Below are 16,650 nucleotides of genomic sequence, written 5' to 3'. Positions count from 1 at the left end.
TTCCAGCGGGATCCTGCCCTCGGGCGGGATCCCGCTGTCCGTTTTCCAGCGGCCAAACTTCCTCATCAGCACCTGCTTTTATCTCTTCATTTGCCTCGCCCCGCGGACTACCTTGGAGTTGTTCCACCTAAGAAGCAGCCATCGAACCGCGGGCTAACCGCCCGCTCGCTGAAGGAGTGAACTACGAATGGCAACTGTTCAGGAATCCATCGATGTTGATGTCCCCGTGAGCAAGGCCTACAACCAATGGACCCAGTTCGAGGACTTCCCGAATTTCATGAGTGGCGTCGACGCGGTGCGCCAGCTCGATGACACCACGGTCCATTTCGAAACAAGCATTGCGGGCGTCAAGCGCGAATACGACGCCCAGATCACCGTCCAGGAGCCAGACCAACGCGTCACGTGGGAGAGCCTGAACGAACCCCGTAATGCGGGAACGGTGTGGTTCGAGCCCCTGGGTCCGGAACAGACCAAGGTGAACGTCGAACTCACCTGGGAGCCGGAGTCCGCGGTGGAGAAAGTCGGAGCCGCCGTCGGCCTGGATTCCCGCCAGGTTGCCTCGGACCTGAGGAAGTTCAAGGAATTTATCGAGAGCCGAGGCTCCGAGACCGGAGCCTGGCGCGAAAGCGTCCGGGACGGCGAAGTCGAGGACACGGCCAGGGCGACCGGAATGCCCGGGACAACCGGCATGGCTGGGGCTGCCGGGGCAGGCGCAGGGCTCGGGGCCGCTGGGACCGGTGGCTACGGAGCAGGGACGTCGGGCACCACCGACGCCGGCAATGAAACCATCGGTACGGGTCCCGGCAGTATGGGCACCGAATACGGTGCAGCGGATGACGCCACGGGCTACGCTGCCGGACCCGGAATGGACGCAACCCCGGGCCGCACCTACGAATCCGGTGACGCCTACGACGCTGCAGCCACCGAAAGGCCGGTGGATGCGGATCCGGACCTCGCCGTCGACGCCCCCTACGGCGACACGGAAGCGGGTGAGCCCCGGATGGATACCAGGCTGGGTGACACCAGGCGAGACGAAACCCCGGACCGCTAGCACCCCTTTTGCTGGCTGGCCTGCCGGTCGGTGAGCCTGCGAACTGAACCGTAGCCGCGAAAAACAGAAGTGCCCACCACTTGCTCGAGTGGCGGGCACTTCTGTTGGGGCCTCGAGCGTTAGCTCAGGCTGGCAACCACCTTGTTGAGCGTCGCCGACGGCCGCATGACGGCTGCGACCTTCTCGGCGTCGGGGCGGTAGTAGCCCCCAATGTCCACGGGTGAACCCTGGACGTTCAGCAGTTCAGAAACAATAGCCTCCTCGTTGGAGGCCAAAGCCTCGGCGATGGCGGAGAAGGATGTGGCCAGTTCAGCGTCCTCGGTCTGCTGGGCCAGCTCCTGGGCCCAGTACAGAGCCAGGTAGAAGTGGCTGCCGCGGTTGTCGAGTTCGCCGACCTTGCGCTTCGGGGACTTGTCCTGGAGCAGGAACGTCCCGGTGGCGCGGTCCAGCGTGTCGGCGAGAACCTGTGCGCTAGCGTTTCCGGTGGACGTGGCCAGGTGCTCGAAGCTTACGGCCAGGGCCAGGAATTCGCCGAGGCTGTCCCAGCGAAGGTGGTTTTCCTTCAGCAGCTGCTGGACGTGCTTCGGGGCAGATCCGCCGGCGCCGGTCTCAAAGAGGCCGCCGCCGTTGATCAGCGGCACCACGGAGAGCATCTTGGCACTGGTGCCCAGTTCGAGGATCGGGAACAGGTCCGTCAGGTAGTCACGCAGCACGTTGCCGGAGACGGAGATGGTGTCCTCGCCCTTGCGGAGGCGCTCCAGCGTAAATGCCGTGGCCTTCTCCGGAGACATGATCTCGATCTGCAGCCCCTCGGTGTCGTGCTCCTTGAGGTATTCGCGGACCTTTTCGATCAGCTTGGCGTCGTGCGCGCGGGTTTCGTCCAGCCAGAACACAGCCGGGGTCTGGGAGGCGCGGGCGCGGGTCACGGCGAGCTTGACCCAGTCGCGGATCGGCAGGTCCTTGGTCTGGCAGGCACGCCAGATGTCACCCGGGGAAACCTCGTGTTCGATCAGGACTGTTCCGGAGCCGTCGACGATCTGGACCGTTCCGGGGGTCTGGATTTCGAAGGTCTTGTCGTGGCTGCCGTATTCTTCCGCGGCCTGGGCCATCAGGCCGACGTTCGGCACGGTGCCCATGGTGGTGGGATCGAAGGCGCCGTTGGCACGGCAATCGTCTATGACCACCTGGTAGATGCTGGCGTAGGAGCTGTCCGGAAGAACTGCCAGGGTATCGGCTTCCTTGCCGTCCGGGCCCCACATGTGGCCGGAGCTGCGGATCATGGCAGGCATGGAGGCGTCCACAATGATGTCGCTCGGGACGTGCAGGCTGGTGATGCCCTTGTCGGAATCAACCATCGCCAGTGCGGGGCCTTCGTCCAATCCCTTCTTAATGGCTGCCTGGACGCCTTCACGGACATCCTCGGGGAGCTCGTCGAGTCCGTTGAGGATCGCGGCAAGGCCGTTGTTGGGGCTGATGCCAGCGGCGGCGAGCTGCTTGCCGTAGGTGTCGAACAGTTCGGAGAAGTAGGCCTTGACCACGTGGCCGAAGATGATGGGGTCCGAGACCTTCATCATGGTGGCCTTCAGATGCGCCGAGAAGAGCACGCCCTCTTCCTTGGCCCGGGCAACCTGGGCGGCCAGGAACTCGTCCAGTGCTGCGGCGCGCATCACTGTGCCGTCGATGACTTCGCCGGCGAGGACCGGGAACGCCTTCTTGAGGACCTTGACGGTGCCGTCTTCACGGACCTGGCGGATCTCGATGGTACCGTCGGACGGAATCACGACGGACTTTTCGTTGGAACGGAAGTCGCCGGCTTCCATGTGGGCCACGTTGGTTTTCGAGTCCGAGGTCCATGCACCCATGGAGTGGGAGTTCTGGCGGGCGTAGTTCTTCACGGACAGCGGGGCGCGGCGGTCGGAGTTGCCTTCGCGCAGGACCGGGTTCACGGCGGAACCTTTGATCTTGTCGTAGCGCGAGCGGATGATGGTCTCTTCGTCGGAGGACGGGTTGTCCGGGTAGTCCGGCAGCTTGTAGCCTTGGGCCTGCAGTTCTGCGATCGCTGCCTTCAGCTGCGGGACGGAGGCGCTGATGTTGGGAAGCTTGATGATGTTGGCTTCCGGCTTCTTCGCCAGTTCACCGAGCTCAGCAAGTGCATCGCCGATCCGCTGCTCTTCGGTGAGGTAGTCACCGAATACGGCGATGATACGGCCGGCCAACGAAATGTCGCGGGTCTCCACCTCCACACCTGCGGTCGAAGCGAAAGCTTCCACGATCGGCAGGAACGAATATGTAGCCAACATCGGCGCTTCGTCGGTGTGGGTATAGATAATTTTGGCCATGCTCGGGCGTCTCCCTAGAGGTCGGCTGTATGTGGAATCCGGTCTATTTCACCACCCCTTAACTTACCTGAGGACACCCTGCAGGACTCTACGAAGGTGGTCCGGATCACCTCCGTGACCTCCGTCAGCCGTTACTGGGCGGGGGAATCCATTGTCCCCAGCGCCGCATACCCCTATCTTTAGCTCATGACAGAAAACCGCTGAGAGGGCTGAACGAAACTGGTACCCCCTTGCGGCAGGGGCGGAACAGCACGACCCCTACCTGGAATGCATAACTCGAAATGTCTTTTACAACGCTTGTCATGTCCGGGTAGCCTCAATCCTTCACAGGCGGGCACCACCACTCCGCCCGACCCGATAGGTAGGACCACAATGACGAGCAAGAAGTCTCTGGCCACTAGCCTCATGAGCCTTTCCGCGGGATTGCTGCTGACGCTCTCCGCAGCCGGCGGCGCAACGGCTTCCCCTGCAACGTCGCAGGATTCCGTGCAGCCACAAATCGCCAGTACCGCAATCCCCAGTTCAACCGCGGCAGCTTACTGGACATCCGAGCGCATGCGTGCCGCCATTCCGGGCGATGTCCTGGCGGAGAAGGCCGTGGCCCGGCACAATTCCAAGAGCAACAACTTGGGCGGCATCCTGGAAAAGGGCTCCAGCACCAAGATTCCCGGCACATCCGCAAGGGGCAAAACTACCTCCCTGCACATGAACGAACAGCCTGTGAGCCACATCGGCAAGGTTTTCTTCACGTTGAACGGCGGCAACTATGTCTGCTCGGGGAACTCGGTGACCTCGGCCAATAAGAGCACCGTTTCCACCGCCGGACACTGCCTCAACTCGGGCCCAGGCGCCTTCGCCAGCAACTTCGTCTTCGTCCCGGCCTACCGGGATGGTGTGGCACCCTACGGCAAGTGGGCGGCCAAGGCACTGTACGCGCCAACCCAGTGGAGCGCCGACGGAAACATACAGTATGACACCGGCTTCGCGGTCGTTTCCCAGCTCAACAGCAGGAATCTCGCTGATGTGGTGGGCGCCGTGGGAGTCGCCTTCAACCAGCCCCGCGGGCTGACGTACAAGGCGTACGGCTACCCGGCTGCGAAGCCGTTCACCGGCCAGACGCTGGTCAGCTGTTCCGGTAAGGCAGGGAACGACGCCCTCAACCCGCAGTTTGAGACCCAAGGCATCCCTTGCGACATGACCGGCGGATCCTCGGGCGGACCCTGGTTGGTTCCAGGCGACCCCGCGGACGGCCTCGGCTACCAGAACTCCGTCAACAGCTACGGCTACGGCACCCGCGCCACCACGATGTACGGCCCATACTGGGGCGAGGTTATTGCACAGGTCTACGCCCGCGCCGAAGCAGCCAAGTAAGGACGCTCCGGTGTCCGGGAAGGATCCGGTGAGCCACGCCGACGCTAGCCAGACCCCGGAGGAAATCCTGGCGTACTGGACGCCGGAGCGCATGGCGGAAGCGCAACCGCGTGAGATCCGGCTCCCCGCAGCTCAGGATGATCCTGCACAGGACGACGCAGCTCAGCAACCTGAGGACAACTGAATCCAGTTAAGCCCGACGGCGGCTGTCCCCTTGAGGGGACAGCCGCCGTCGCGGTTTCGCCCGGGTTTCGCTCACCGGATTTCGACAAGCTCAACCAGCGGTTCGCCTTAGTGAAAGAAGTGACGTGCTCCGGTGAAGTACATCGTGACGCCGGCGGCGTTTGCTGCGGCGATGACTTCCTCGTCCCGGACAGAACCGCCGGGCTGGACGACGGCGCGGACGCCGGCGTCGATCAGGATCTGCAGGCCGTCGGCGAACGGGAAGAACGCGTCGGAGGCAGCCACGGCGCCGCGGGCACGCTCAGGTGCCCCACTCGCGTCGGCGCCGGATGCGCCGCCGGCTGCATCGACGTCGGACTTCACCGTAACGCCCAGCGTATTGGCCCGCTCAACGGCAAGCTTGCAGGAATCAAGCCGGTTGACCTGGCCCATACCGATGCCCACGGCAGCACCGTCAGCGGCGAGCAGGATGGCGTTGGACTTGGCTGCGCGGCAGGCAGTCCAGGCGAAGGCAAGATCGGCCAGGGTTGCCTCGTCCGCAGCTTCACCGGCGGCGAGGGTCCAGTTGGCGGGGTTGTCGCCCTCGGCGTCCACCTTGTCCGTGACCTGGACCAGCACGCCGCCGGACACCTGGCGGATTTCGGCCGGGTAGCGACCATACCCCTCAGGCAGCGCCAGCAGGCGGATGTTCTTTTTCTTGGACAGAATTTCCACGGCCTCCGGTTCGAAGCCCGGGGCAATGACCACTTCCGTGAAGATGCCAGCCACTGTCTGCGCCATTCCGGCGGTCACCGTGCGGTTGGCGGCGATAACGCCGCCGAATGCGGAGACGGGGTCGCAGGCGTGGGCCTTGGCGTGCGCATCAGCGATCGGGTCCGCTGCCGAGGCGGAGCCAACGGCAACGCCGCAGGGGTTGGCGTGCTTGATGATGGCGACGGCCGGTTCAGAGAAATCGTAGGCCGCGCGCAGGGCGGCGTCGGCGTCCACGAAGTTGTTGTAGCTCATGGCCTTGCCGTGCAGCTGGTCGGCCTGGGCGATGCCGGCCGGAGCTGCCCTGTCCACGTAAAGTGCGGCCTGCTGGTGCGGGTTTTCGCCGTAACGCAGAACCTCCGAACGCTCCAGCGCAAGGCCGGCGTAGGCAGGCCAGTCAATGACGCCGTCGCCGTCTTCGTCCAGGAACTGGCTGGCCGTCCAAGTGGCCACGGCGTTGTCGTAAGTGGCGGTGTGCGCGAAGGCGCGGGCGGCGAGTCGGCGGCGGGTTTTGAGGTCGAAGCCGCCTTCAGCCGCGGCCCGGACAACGTCGCCGTAGAACTTGGGGTCAACGACAATTGCGACGGCGGCGTGGTTCTTCGCGGCGGAGCGCACCATGGCCGGGCCTCCAATATCGATCTGCTCCACGACATCATCCGGGGCGGCGCCGGATTTCACGGTTTCCACGAACGGGTACAGGTTCACCACGACGAGGTCGAAGGTTTCGATCTCCATGCCGGCGAGGGTTTCCATGTGGGCCGGAACTCGGCGGTCCGCCAGGATGCCGCCGTGAACGCGCGGGTGGAGGGTCTTGACCCGCCCGTCCAGCATTTCCGGGGAACCGGTAACTTCCTCGACTTCCTGGACCGGGATGCCGGCTTCGGCGATTTTCTTGGCCGTGGAACCGGTGGACACGATCTTGACGCCTGCAGCATGCAGGCCCTTGGCGAGCTCCTCCAGACCGGTCTTGTCGTAGACCGAGATCAGGGCTCGGCGGATGGGAACACGGTCAAGCTGCGTCAGGGTCACAAAAGTCTCCGTCGTATCTCGCGGTGATATACCGCGGTTGGTGGGGATAGGGCCCAGTTTATCGCGTTGCCGGAGGTCGTCTTCCTGCCCGCCCCAGTGTGAAGGAGGCGCTCCTGTCGCATCCCGCAACGTAAGGTTTTAGCAGGAGGCCGAGATGAACATTTACACCACTGTGCCCAGCGGCGAACGAGTGGTCCAGGAACTGCCGTGGCGATGGAAGGTACAAGGCCGCATATTCGTAATCGGCGGCCTGGGATTCATGTTTGATGCGTGGGATGTGACGCTGAACGGCATCTTAATTCCGCTGCTGTCCAGCCACTGGCAGCTCACTCCCGCCGAGGCCGGCTGGATCGGTACGGCCAACCTGATCGGCATGGCCCTCGGCGCATTCGTCTGGGGGACCATTGCAGACACCATTGGGCGGAAGAAGGCCTTCACGGCCACACTGCTCATCTTCTCGATCTTCACCGTTCTCGGGGCGTTCTCCCCCGACTTCGTCTGGTTCTGTCTCTTCCGCTTCATGGCCGGCTTCGGCCTGGGCGGCTGTATTCCAGTGGACTACGCGCTGGTGGGTGAGTTCACGCCGCGCAGGCAGCGCGGCCGCGTCCTCACCGCCATGGACGGGTGGTGGCCTGTGGGCGCCGCACTGTGCGGCTTCGTCTCGGCGGGGCTCGTGGCGGCGTTCGCGGACTGGCGCCTGACCATGATGGTGATGGTGCTGCCGGCGCTGCTCGTGTTCTGGGTGCGACGCAGCGTGCCCGAATCACCGCTGTTCCTCATCCGGAAGGGCCGCCGCGAGGAAGCCGCCAAGGTGATCGACGAGCTGGTCCTTGCCACCGGCGCCGAGCCGCGCGCCTACAGCCTGCCCGATCCACAGTCCGTTCCGCGCCTTTCGGCAGGCAGCGCGTGGCAGCAGCTGCGAGGTGTGTGGACGTTCAACTGGAAAATTACCGCCGCCGCCTGGGGCCTGTTCTTCAGCATCCTTCTCGTCTATTACCTGTCGCTGACCTGGATGCCCCGGATCCTGATCGGGGCAGGGTTCGTCGAGTACAAGGCGTTCCTGACGACGGCGGGGATGGCCGCCGTCGGGCTTCTTGGTGTGGTGGCAGCAGCTCTCCTGGTGGAACGGACCGGCCGCAAATGGCTGCTGGCCATCACCGGTCCGCTCTCAGCCCTGACGCTTGTGATCGTGGCTTTTGTGGTGGACATTCCGACGGCGGCAGTGTTCTGGCTGCTGGTGTTCGGCTTCGTGGTGCAAGTGGCCATCCCGGTCCTCTATGCCTACGTGTCCGAGCTATACCCCACCGAGCTGCGCGGCGCAGGCTTCGGCTGGGCGTCGACGTTCTCGCGGCTGGGCGCAGGCTTCGGCCCGCTGATCTTCGCGAACTACTTCTGGCCCGAACTGGGGCTCGCGACGTCGTTTGCCCTTGCCGGCGCCCTGGTGCTGCTGGCCGTGCTCTGGATGATGTTCTTCTCCCCCGAAACCAGGCAGCGCCGACTCGAGTAGCGCGCACCCGGGAACTGGCACCCTGGAATCCACCGGGATCACGCCGCCCCATGTAACTGTTGAGGAGGACGGCTCTTCCGTCGTCGACGGGGAGACGGAAGAGCTGGATCTAACCGACGATACGATCGTCGAGGGAGCAGGGGCGCGAAGCCTCTACGTTTACTACTTCCCCAGCTACAAGCTCTAAGCCAAGAGAAGGGGCCGCTGTCACAGGCGGCTACTTGCTGGAATCCTTCGCGGCCAGGGACGCGAGGGTGGACACCAAGAGACGGCGTTCCACCACCTTGATGCGTTCGTGCAGGGTCTCCTCGTTGTCGCCGTCCTCGATGGCCACGGCTTCCTGCGCGATGATGGGGCCGGTGTCCACCCCGGCGTCCGCCCAGTGCACGGTGCAGCCTGTCACCTTGACGCCATAGGCCATGGCATCCCGGACACCGTGGGCGCCGGGAAAGGACGGGAGAAGGGCCGGGTGGGTATTGAGGTATTTTCCGTCGAACGCGTCGATGAACTCCGGGCTCACAATCCGCATGAAACCGGAGGACACCACGACGTCCGGCTGGTAGGCGGCCACCGCTTCGGTCAGCGCCGCGTTCCAGGCGGCGCGGTCCGAATAGGCCTTGAAGTCCACCACGAAGGTGTCGATCCCGGCAGCGGCCGAACGCTCCACCCCGTATGTTCCCGGCCGGTCCGCCCCTACTGCGGCGATCTCAACGTCCAGCTCTCCCGCTTGCACGGCGTCGATGACGGCCTGGAGGTTGGAGCCGGTTCCGGAGACGAGGACTACGATGCGCATTGCTCCAGCTTATGTGGCTGCTCGCGTAGGCTGGAAAACATGAATCCCACTCCGGGCCCGAACGGGTCACAGCGGACCAGCCATCCGCTCAGCGACGCCGCCAAGGCCTCGCTGCTGAAGACGCACACCCTCTTTCGCATGTTCATCGTGGCGGTGCTGGGTTCGTTCTTCGTGTTCCAGCTGGACGTCAGCTACCTGTGGCTGACCGCCATCCTGACGTTGGCCGGGATCATCCTGGGGATTATGGTGCTCATCCGTGCCGTCAGGCTGAAGGAGTCCAGGCTCGTGTTGTTCGGCACCATCTCCGGCCTGGTGGTGTCCGCCGTGATGGTGATGCTGGTGATGGTCTCCGCATTATTCTTCAACCAGGTCCGTGACTACCAGGAGTGTGCCCGGCACGCCCTGACCAGCCAAGCCAGCAACGACTGCCGCGTCCAGCTGGAGAACTCCATGCCCGGCCAGTTCCGCCAGTCGTAAACCGCCGCCTGCCCGATCCGCCTACTTGCCGAGGGCGGTTCCGAGATCGGCTTCCCGCAACTGCTGCCGGCGTTCCAGCCACGGCCCCGCTGCATAACCGATGATGACGCCGAGCCCCGTATCCGCTGCCACCCAGGCTGCCGTCCACAGCGGGTTGGGTCCGATGTCGGTGAGGCGCCCAAGTCCGGCCGAACCATGGGCGATCCACGCCAGAACGCCGGCCAGTACCCCGGCGGACGTTCCGGTAATGATGCCGAGGACGACCGTGGAGGCGGCGGCCGTGAACCAGCGGAAGCGGACCTTGATGGAGAGCCACTCATCGAAGTGGTTCTCGCCTTCGCGCAGGAACCACCATCCTCCCAGGACGCCGGCGAGCACCGGCACCACAAGAGCCACCGAGCCGTAATCCAAGGGGCCGGCGGGAATGGCGGCAAGCACCGGGATGGACGGAAGCGGCCCCACAGCGGTGCCTAGCGGGCCAACCTGCGAGCCAACGCCGAGGGCGAAGCCCGAGCCGGAGACCCAGGCGAGCGCGAAGACGGCGAGGTTGGGAATGAAGCCGAGCTGCGCAATGGTGAGTACGGCGCCTCCCATGGCCCCGGCGTCGAGCCCCTCATAAACCGCCACCACGAGGTTCCAGTGGATGAAGAGATCCACCGCGAGCAGGGCCGAGGACAACGCCAACGCCGCCATGAGAGCGACAAATCCGGCCTTCGCAGCGGAGGCGAGGTACGAGCCGGCCCAACGGGAGTGCTGGCTGGTGCGCGCAATCCAATCAACGGCGTCAACGCCGATCAGCCGGCTCCATGAGCCCGCCTCGCGCCGCGCTCCAATCACCATGCCCAGGGCAAACGGAGCCAAGGGAAAAAGCGCTGCCCACCAGAGATAGACCTCGACGTCGTCCGTCCGGCAGACGAAGCCGGTGGCCATTCCGAAGGCCGCATAAACAAGCCAGGATCCCAGTAGCGCTTGCCACAGCTGATCTGTATAGGAGGCGCGGGCAAGGCGCCGGCCAGCACGCCAGGCAAGGAGGAACGGTATGAGCGTCAGACCCAGCGGAATGAGCGACAGCGTGCCCGTTTCCGGCTTCGCCGCAGCACCCCCGGCCACAGCGGCCAGATACAGAGGCACGCCGTGAACCACCAGCCACGCCTGGCCGGCCAGACGCGCCAAAACGTCGAACTGCGAGTCCCGGAAGCCGGACGTCGCCCATACCGCGGCGATGGGGGCGACCACCGCGAGCGCGGAAATAATGGCCGCTTGGGCTGACTCCAGCCCGCCCTGCAGCCATAAAGGCATCGGAAGGCCACGGTCCCCGGTCTGATCAGCGCGCAGTTTCATCGTGGTCCATCGTGCCATGTACGGTCTCTCCCACCTGGTACGACAGGCGCTATCCCCCAAGAAGACAGGCCCGGGGGTTATCCCGAAGGGCACCGTTATCGGACACCCCCCGGCGCTTTTTTGGAATTACCGACGTAAAATTAGCTTGTCCGCAATCAGTGGTTGGAGGCAGAAAATGACTACCGCATCCCCACATGCACACGGCGTACATTTTGGTCGGACAGACGTCCAGAATGCCGGCATGGGTGTTGGTATTGTCGCGTTGGTGGTTGGTGTTCTGGGGTTCATCCCGGGTATCACCACACAGTATGGCGAACTGATGTTCCTTGGGCCTGATTCGCACGCAATGTTGTTTGGCCTGTTCCAGGTGTCCATTCTGCTTAATATTGTGCAGCTGGTCATCGGCGGCACCGGCTGGGCGATGTCCCGCAGTGAGATGGGTGCGCGCAGGTTCCTCATGGGCGCCGGGGCGCTGTACATCATCCTCAGCATCTACGGGCTCAGTGTCGGAGTCGGATCGGCGGCCAACTTCTTGTCGCTGAACATGACGGATAACTGGACCCTGATGGTGGCGGGTGTGCTGATGGTTGCCGCCGGCTGGATGTTCTCGCGGCATCTGGCCGAGGACAGGAAATAGCCCGGACCGCGAACGCCGGGAAATAGGAGCCGCGAATGAGTAGATATCTAATCTGAATATTCGTACTACCGGTTGGTGCAGGTGCCACATGCAAGTTCGTGGGCAACTGCACCAGCTTTTTGCCCCGGCACGTTGCCCGGTCACGGCGGCTCCCGGCAGAACTCCTCGCTTCTTCAGCCTGTCGAAACCGCTTTCGACGGCAACGCCCGTCTCCGGCTTGCGGGCAGAACATTACTCCCCGACGCCGGCGCCCGCCTTGCGGCGAGAAGGTTGCGTCTAGAAGCGAATCAGGGAGTATGGCTGGCTTGGCAGGTTTCCCGCCGTCCAGGGCCGCTGAGATGGTTCGGTCGGGACATGGCCGCGGCCGTCACGCACGACAACTACCACCGTGGCGACGATGGCCACCGTGGCAATTATTGCCAGGATTATCAGGACAACGACGATCGACCCGGACATTTGCTCCAGCACCTCTACCATCAATTTTACGGCCGAATGGGCACAGCCATCAGGCACCTTCTTTCCTCAGCCGGCAGATAATAAGCAAACGAACAATTTCGCTCTAGACGGGGCAGGCACCCGGGCATATGCTGATCTCCCATGCACTCGGGGGGGTGAATCGGAATGGGTAGCATCCTGAGCCTTCGTTGCGCTGCTTTTTTGCGCGCGCTCCTTCTACCCGCGCTTCTGGCGTTGGCATGGCTCATTTGGGGGGCAGGCACAGCGCAGGCATCATCCGTGGACTCCGCCGAGACCGTGCAGCTGAACACCAACTCTTTGGGTTCCGGATTGCTTAGCTCTGGTCCGTCCGGTGACCTGACCGAGGCTGTGACTGGCACCCTCAGCCCAACCGCCGACGAAGATGCGCCAGCCATAGCGCCACCTGCGGCGCCTGACCTCACGCGCCCGGTCGCCAGCACAATCTCGGCCGTGGCATCCACAACCGATGTGGCAGTCGGCGGGACCACCGGCCTGTCCTCGCCAGTCGTGAAGACGGCCGCCCCCGTGGTGGTGTCCCTGGCCGACAAAGCCGTTGCAGCAGCGGACAATGCCGTCGCCTCTCTGGATCCACGGCTACCCCGTATCCCCCGGCTCGCTCTGCCGGTGCCTGTGGCTGTGCCTGTGCCTGTGCCTGTAGTTACGGTTTCTGAAGTCCCGGCGCAGCACGTGCGGCCTCGCGCCATTTCCACAACGCTCCCTGCCGCGCCGGCCACTGCTCGGCCGGCCGCTCCAGTTCCAGCGGCTGCAGTATTTTCCGCTGCCCACACCGCGCATGCCCTAGAGACAGCCGCTCCAGCACGCGCCGTGGTGTCCGTTCAGAAGTCGGTCCCACGTGGTCCGACGCTGGCGCAGCTTCACATGACGACCTCCGCCCGCCCCGTGGCGGCAGTCGCAGTCCAGCCGTTGCCGTTTGGGCTGCTGAACCACGCGTTTGCCCTGCAGCACCTCAACGTTGCCGCCACGCACGGCAAGTCCAGCTCCGCGGGCTCCGACGGCCCAGGTGCTCAGGGCGCGGATATCGCCGCATTCTGGAAGGGGTTGTCCCAGAATCCCGGCGAGCGTGAACACGACACCGCCTTGGTCCTTCCATCCAGCCCGCCATTCGAACCGGGGTCTTCCCCCGACTGAACAGGTCAACTCTGCCTTCATCACGGCAGAAGACGGCCGCCTGCGCCACCGGCGCACGGATTTGAAAGTTCAGTCAGGAGAAAATGTCATGTCTACTCACGCCTCATTGCCTGCTGCCTCTCGACGCACCGGCAACTGGCCGGATCCGGTGCTGGGGCGCATCGGCAACTGGCCGGACCCGATGGCGGGTTTCATCGGGACCTGGCCCGACCCCATGGCCAGGGGAAGCCGCACTGCGGGACGTTGAACCAGGCTCAGGAGAAGTCGCAGCAGAAGCAAAAAGACGTTGTTCCCGCGCCGGCATGGGGGGCGCGGGAACAACGTGACCGTTGCCGGATTCAGTTTTCCCGGTTGCCATCCGGGCGTGCTATATCCGTCCGGACCTGATCAGGGTGGGCCTGGGCAGTCGCACCGGGATCGGCCTCCTCAACGCCGGTGGCCGCCGCAGTGTCAGCCGCTTCCGGGGCAGTACCGGCCCCCTCCGCCACTTCAGCCGCGGCCAGGGCGCCGCCCTCCCACACTGGCTCCGGCGGCCTCTTCTCCGCAGTGGCATCCGACCTATCTGCTTCAGAAATCGACTTATCCGCTTCAGGAACCGACGTGAGGGCTTCCGCCGCCGGCTCCGTTACCTGCTTCGCGCCCAGCCTCGGCGAGCCGGGAAAATAGCTGATCACCCGCGCCAGCTCTCGGCTCAGCACAGCACCCTCCACCACATCCGGCGGCAGCACGTCCTTCTCCACGCGGCGGGCCGCCGCAAGGGCCTGCAACCCCGACTCAGTGATGGCGACCTCGTTGCTCCGCCGGTCGTGTGAGCTCAAAGTGCGGGACACAAGCCCCGCCTCCTCGAGGCGCGTCAAAACCCTGCCCAAGGACTGGCTACGTACCTTGATGTCCGCAGCCAGACGTTCTTGGTTCAGCGGCCCGGCCGTGAGCCCCTGGAGGGCAATAACGGCGGCATGGGTGAGACCGAGGTCAGCGAGCGCCTGGTCCTGACGGCGCTGGATGAGCCGGGCGGCCATGGACAGCAATTGATGGGGACCCCATGGCTCAGCGTCAGCATTCGGGACCATCAGATCCGTCCTTCCTTCTCAAGCCTGAGTGGTCAATACCCCGGGTATCACGGCCACAAGGGGCCGGGATAGTTCCGGCCCCCAATGGTCTGCGTGTCAGCGACGACTGTCGTCGACGCCGTCCGTCTCGATGCGCTCCTTTCGGACCTCCTCATCGACAGTGACTTCATCGGTGACGGTTTCGGTGTCCAGACGGACCCGCTCTACCGGAACGGTTTCCTTGTCCACGACCGGCCGTTCTTCGTGGAGGATGACCTCGTGTTCCTCCTCGCTGAGATCCGGGCCGCTCATCGCGGCGCCGACGTTTCCGTCCGTGATGGGCTCACGTTCCACCCGGAGTTCTTCTCGCTGCACCGGGACGGTCTGGGTCACGTTTTCCTTAGTAACGTACTTGCGCAGCCGCGCCCGGCCGGTGGCCTGCTTCTCTGTACCAACGCTGAGCCGCTCCTCGGAGCGTGTCATGGCGTCGTCCGTCGTTGGGCCGGACGTGTCGCGGCCCACCGTGTCAGAGGCGTCCGCCGTGTTGTACGTGCCGTCACGTCCGGTCGCCGCAAAGCCGGCGTCGCGTTCGGTGGCCGGATAGCCGGTTTCACCGTAGGCTGCGCCGGTATTCTGTCCGGCTGTTGCATCGCTGTAGGTCACGGCGCCATTGAGCTGGTAGTGCTCGTAGAGGCGGTCTTCCTCGGATGGATCCAGATGACCGTCCGTATCAACCCTCGGGGCATCCTTGACCTGGTCCTTGCTATAAGGGACGACGATGTCACTTCCCTCTATGCGGGCGCCTTCCAGCGGGACAAAGGACTCGGACGTGCCGAACAGTCCCGTGCGTGCCGTTACCCAGGTGGGCTGGCCGTTGTCGTCATCGGCGTAGATCTGGCCGATTGAACCAATCTTGTCTCCGTCAGTGGAAAGGACGTTGCCGTCGCGGTTGAGCAGGTCGTCGATATGTTCCTTGGCGAGCATTCTTTGTCTCCTTGGATCTTGACTATTGATGCACTTGACTGGCTAGGGCGGGCTGCGCCGTGCTGGCGTTTGACCGGCGTGGATCCGTGGCGGGAAACCTCTGGATGAAGCTACCGCCGATGCCCGCTGGTTGAGGTCTCTGCCGGTCAACCTCGCACCTATACCCTAAGCATGCTTACTATCAGATTGGCAAGCTTGCTTAGCTTTTTTTATTTCGGCAGACCGGTCCGCGAGGGGGCGTCGGACCCGTGATGCGACAACCGCCACCTCCTCGCAGGGCGGCGGCATCATCCGGAAAGCGGCCGAAAGCCAAGAAAAATGGAAAGGGTACTTACTATTTATTAGTAAACATGCTTACTATTGCTTGCCAGCAACGCTGGTTCTGAACAGCAGCTGACCCTTTCGGAAAGAGAGAGCGAAGATGACAGAGAACCAATGGCCGCAGGACGGGAGCCTCACGGTTCCCCCGGCTCCGCAGAACTCCAAGGCTTACGGCTCGGGCGTATCCTCCGGGAGCCCGGCGGCAGCCTCGAAGACCGACACCGCGAAGGAAGAAGCCGCCACCGTGGCTGGCCAGGCTGCCGGTGCAGCCCAGAACGTGGCGGGCGCGGCTAAGGCCGAAGCCGCGAACGTGGCTTCCGAAGCAAAGACGAACGCCAAAGATCTCCTCTTCCAGGCGAAGTCGGATCTGGCCGACCAGGCAGGCGTCCAGCAGCAGAAGGCAGCCGAAGGGATCCGCACCATCTCCTCACAGCTGCGCACGATGGCGGACGCACCGGAGCAGCAGGGCGTCGCCGCGGACCTCGTGCGCCAGGCGGCACAACGATCGGAATCCGTCGCATCCTGGCTGGAGAACAGGGACCCGGGCTCGCTGCTTGACGAGGTCAAGACCTTCGCCCGCCAGCGCCCCGGCACCTTCCTCCTACTCGCTGCCAGCGCCGGCGTCCTGGCAGGCCGGCTGGGCAGGAGCCTGCAGGCCGGCGCCCCCGCCGCCACCTCGGCAACCGGCACCTCTGTTCCGCCGCAGCCCGTCCAGCCTCCCGTAACGGCTAGCGCCATCGGAGCGGGCGTAGGCGAGCCGCTCTACGACGAAACCACACAGGGGCAGCCGTCCTACGCGCAGCCCACCTACGGCACTCCCGCTTACGGTGAACCGACCGCCAGCGAGCCCCGCTTCGGCGAACCTGGCCACACCCAGCCCGGCTACGCTGAGCCCACACGGTCAGCCACGGCCCCGGCCTCGTCACAGGTTCTTCCGGGAGGTTCGGCGGGAGCGGTTCCGCTGCGCGACGTTGATGACCCCTTTGCGGAGGGTGAAGGTCGTCAGCTGTGAGCAGTCAGATACCGGAGACTCCTCCGACAGCCGCGCACGCCAAGGCGGACACCAATTCCCTCGGGGAGCTCCTGGGTGACGTCACCCGGGATCTTTCCACCCTGATGCGCCAGGAAATGGAACTCGCCAAGGCCGAAGCGAAGCAGTCCGCAACGAAGGCCGGCAAGGGCGGCGGGATGC

General features: G+C 64.3%; 17 protein-coding genes. 10 read left to right on the top strand and 7 right to left on the bottom strand.

Annotated elements, in window-relative coordinates; translation table 11 throughout:
• Positions 1-187 precede the first annotated feature (187 nt).
• Positions 188-1,051, top strand: a complete 864-nt coding sequence (locus tag J7E80_RS05005) for an SRPBCC family protein (RefSeq protein ID WP_215050387.1) — start codon at positions 188-190, stop codon at positions 1,049-1,051.
• 119 nt (positions 1,052-1,170) lie between these two features.
• On the opposite strand, the gene J7E80_RS05000 is transcribed toward J7E80_RS05005, so the two are convergent.
• Positions 1,171-3,390 (bottom strand): NADP-dependent isocitrate dehydrogenase, encoded by a 2,220-nt coding sequence (locus tag J7E80_RS05000; RefSeq protein WP_215050386.1) that lies wholly within the window; start codon positions 3,388-3,390, stop codon positions 1,171-1,173.
• A gap of 372 nt (positions 3,391-3,762) precedes the next feature.
• Here J7E80_RS05000 and J7E80_RS04995 point away from each other — a divergent pair, with 372 nt between their 5' ends.
• Positions 3,763-4,761, top strand: a complete 999-nt coding sequence (locus J7E80_RS04995; RefSeq protein ID WP_215050385.1) for a serine protease — start codon at positions 3,763-3,765, stop codon at positions 4,759-4,761.
• A 10-nt stretch (positions 4,762-4,771) separates the two neighbouring features.
• Entirely contained in the window at positions 4,772-4,945 is a 174-nt protein-coding gene (locus J7E80_RS04990; RefSeq protein ID WP_311380764.1) for a hypothetical protein, read from the top strand.
• A 107-nt stretch (positions 4,946-5,052) separates the two neighbouring features.
• Here J7E80_RS04990 and purH read toward each other — a convergent pair whose 3' ends face one another.
• A complete protein-coding gene (gene purH / locus J7E80_RS04985; protein ID WP_215050383.1) occupies positions 5,053-6,723 on the bottom strand; it encodes a bifunctional phosphoribosylaminoimidazolecarboxamide formyltransferase/IMP cyclohydrolase in 1,671 nt (556 codons plus the stop codon).
• 154 nt (positions 6,724-6,877) lie between these two features.
• Here purH and J7E80_RS04980 point away from each other — a divergent pair, with 154 nt between their 5' ends.
• Positions 6,878-8,230, top strand: a complete 1,353-nt coding sequence (locus tag J7E80_RS04980) for an MFS transporter (protein WP_215050382.1) — start codon at positions 6,878-6,880, stop codon at positions 8,228-8,230.
• 217 nt (positions 8,231-8,447) lie between these two features.
• On the opposite strand, the gene purN is transcribed toward J7E80_RS04980, so the two are convergent.
• The gene (gene purN, locus J7E80_RS04975) at positions 8,448-9,023 is read right to left on the bottom strand and encodes a phosphoribosylglycinamide formyltransferase (protein ID WP_215050381.1); all 576 of its coding nucleotides are present in this window, start codon (positions 9,021-9,023) and stop codon (positions 8,448-8,450) included.
• Between the two features lie 39 nt (positions 9,024-9,062).
• On the opposite strand from purN, the gene J7E80_RS04970 reads away from it, so the two are divergent.
• Positions 9,063-9,500, top strand: a complete 438-nt coding sequence (locus J7E80_RS04970) for a hypothetical protein (protein ID WP_215050380.1) — start codon at positions 9,063-9,065, stop codon at positions 9,498-9,500.
• A 21-nt stretch (positions 9,501-9,521) separates the two neighbouring features.
• On the opposite strand, the gene J7E80_RS04965 is transcribed toward J7E80_RS04970, so the two are convergent.
• Positions 9,522-10,841, bottom strand: coding sequence for a DUF6350 family protein (locus J7E80_RS04965; protein ID WP_215050700.1), 1,320 nt, complete (start codon positions 10,839-10,841; stop codon positions 9,522-9,524).
• Positions 10,842-11,082: 241 nt separating this feature from the next.
• On the opposite strand from J7E80_RS04965, the gene J7E80_RS04960 reads away from it, so the two are divergent.
• Positions 11,083-11,478, top strand: coding sequence for a DUF4383 domain-containing protein (locus J7E80_RS04960; RefSeq protein ID WP_251036477.1), 396 nt, complete (start codon positions 11,083-11,085; stop codon positions 11,476-11,478).
• Between the two features lie 276 nt (positions 11,479-11,754).
• On the opposite strand, the gene J7E80_RS04955 is transcribed toward J7E80_RS04960, so the two are convergent.
• Positions 11,755-11,934, bottom strand: coding sequence for a hypothetical protein (locus tag J7E80_RS04955; RefSeq protein ID WP_215050378.1), 180 nt, complete (start codon positions 11,932-11,934; stop codon positions 11,755-11,757).
• Positions 11,935-12,405: 471 nt separating this feature from the next.
• Here J7E80_RS04955 and J7E80_RS04950 point away from each other — a divergent pair, with 471 nt between their 5' ends.
• Positions 12,406-13,104: a hypothetical protein gene (locus J7E80_RS04950; protein ID WP_215050377.1), complete on the top strand. Its 699-nt coding sequence runs from the start codon at positions 12,406-12,408 to the stop codon at positions 13,102-13,104.
• 88 nt (positions 13,105-13,192) lie between these two features.
• Complete coding sequence (locus tag J7E80_RS04945) at positions 13,193-13,351, top strand: hypothetical protein (protein WP_215050376.1); 159 nt, start codon at positions 13,193-13,195, stop codon at positions 13,349-13,351.
• Positions 13,352-13,442: 91 nt separating this feature from the next.
• Here J7E80_RS04945 and J7E80_RS04940 read toward each other — a convergent pair whose 3' ends face one another.
• The gene (locus J7E80_RS04940) at positions 13,443-14,174 is read right to left on the bottom strand and encodes a MarR family winged helix-turn-helix transcriptional regulator (protein ID WP_215050375.1); all 732 of its coding nucleotides are present in this window, start codon (positions 14,172-14,174) and stop codon (positions 13,443-13,445) included.
• 96 nt (positions 14,175-14,270) lie between these two features.
• Positions 14,271-15,137: a PRC and DUF2382 domain-containing protein gene (locus tag J7E80_RS04935; RefSeq protein ID WP_215050374.1), complete on the bottom strand. Its 867-nt coding sequence runs from the start codon at positions 15,135-15,137 to the stop codon at positions 14,271-14,273.
• A gap of 421 nt (positions 15,138-15,558) precedes the next feature.
• On the opposite strand from J7E80_RS04935, the gene J7E80_RS04930 reads away from it, so the two are divergent.
• Together J7E80_RS04930 and J7E80_RS04925 are read left to right on the top strand one after the other, a co-directional pair.
• Positions 15,559-16,470: a hypothetical protein gene (locus tag J7E80_RS04930; RefSeq protein ID WP_215050373.1), complete on the top strand. Its 912-nt coding sequence runs from the start codon at positions 15,559-15,561 to the stop codon at positions 16,468-16,470.
• Positions 16,467-16,650, top strand: a 184-nt coding sequence (locus J7E80_RS04925; protein WP_215049747.1) for a phage holin family protein, incomplete at its 3' end; no start/stop codon positions are given. The genes J7E80_RS04930 and J7E80_RS04925, both read left to right, overlap by 4 nt.

Origin of the sequence: Arthrobacter sp. ISL-28, assembly GCF_018613875.1 — a bacterium.
In the GTDB taxonomy this organism is placed as follows: domain Bacteria; phylum Actinomycetota; class Actinomycetes; order Actinomycetales; family Micrococcaceae; genus Arthrobacter.
This window is presented reverse-complemented; position numbering and strand designations above follow the sequence as displayed.

Excerpts from the sequence above, each read along its gene's own strand:
- purN (WP_215050381.1), bottom strand. The coding sequence starts at position 9,023 with ATGCGCATCGTAGTCCTCGTCTCCGGAACCGGCTCCAACCTCCAGGCC.
- J7E80_RS04980 (WP_215050382.1), top strand. The coding sequence starts at position 6,878 with ATGAACATTTACACCACTGTGCCCAGCGGCGAACGAGTGGTCCAGGAA.
- J7E80_RS04960 (WP_251036477.1), top strand. The coding sequence starts at position 11,083 with ATGGGTGTTGGTATTGTCGCGTTGGTGGTTGGTGTTCTGGGGTTCATC.
- J7E80_RS05000 (WP_215050386.1), bottom strand. The coding sequence starts at position 3,390 with ATGGCCAAAATTATCTATACCCACACCGACGAAGCGCCGATGTTGGCT.
- J7E80_RS04970 (WP_215050380.1), top strand. The coding sequence starts at position 9,063 with ATGAATCCCACTCCGGGCCCGAACGGGTCACAGCGGACCAGCCATCCG.
- J7E80_RS04995 (WP_215050385.1), top strand. The coding sequence starts at position 3,763 with ATGACGAGCAAGAAGTCTCTGGCCACTAGCCTCATGAGCCTTTCCGCG.
- J7E80_RS04940 (WP_215050375.1), bottom strand. The coding sequence starts at position 14,174 with ATGGTCCCGAATGCTGACGCTGAGCCATGGGGTCCCCATCAATTGCTG.
- J7E80_RS04965 (WP_215050700.1), bottom strand. The coding sequence starts at position 10,841 with ATGAAACTGCGCGCTGATCAGACCGGGGACCGTGGCCTTCCGATGCCT.
- J7E80_RS04930 (WP_215050373.1), top strand. The coding sequence starts at position 15,559 with ATGACAGAGAACCAATGGCCGCAGGACGGGAGCCTCACGGTTCCCCCG.
- J7E80_RS04935 (WP_215050374.1), bottom strand. The coding sequence starts at position 15,137 with ATGCTCGCCAAGGAACATATCGACGACCTGCTCAACCGCGACGGCAAC.
- J7E80_RS04955 (WP_215050378.1), bottom strand. The coding sequence starts at position 11,934 with ATGTCCGGGTCGATCGTCGTTGTCCTGATAATCCTGGCAATAATTGCC.
- J7E80_RS04945 (WP_215050376.1), top strand. The coding sequence starts at position 13,193 with ATGTCTACTCACGCCTCATTGCCTGCTGCCTCTCGACGCACCGGCAAC.
- J7E80_RS05005 (WP_215050387.1), top strand. The coding sequence starts at position 188 with ATGGCAACTGTTCAGGAATCCATCGATGTTGATGTCCCCGTGAGCAAG.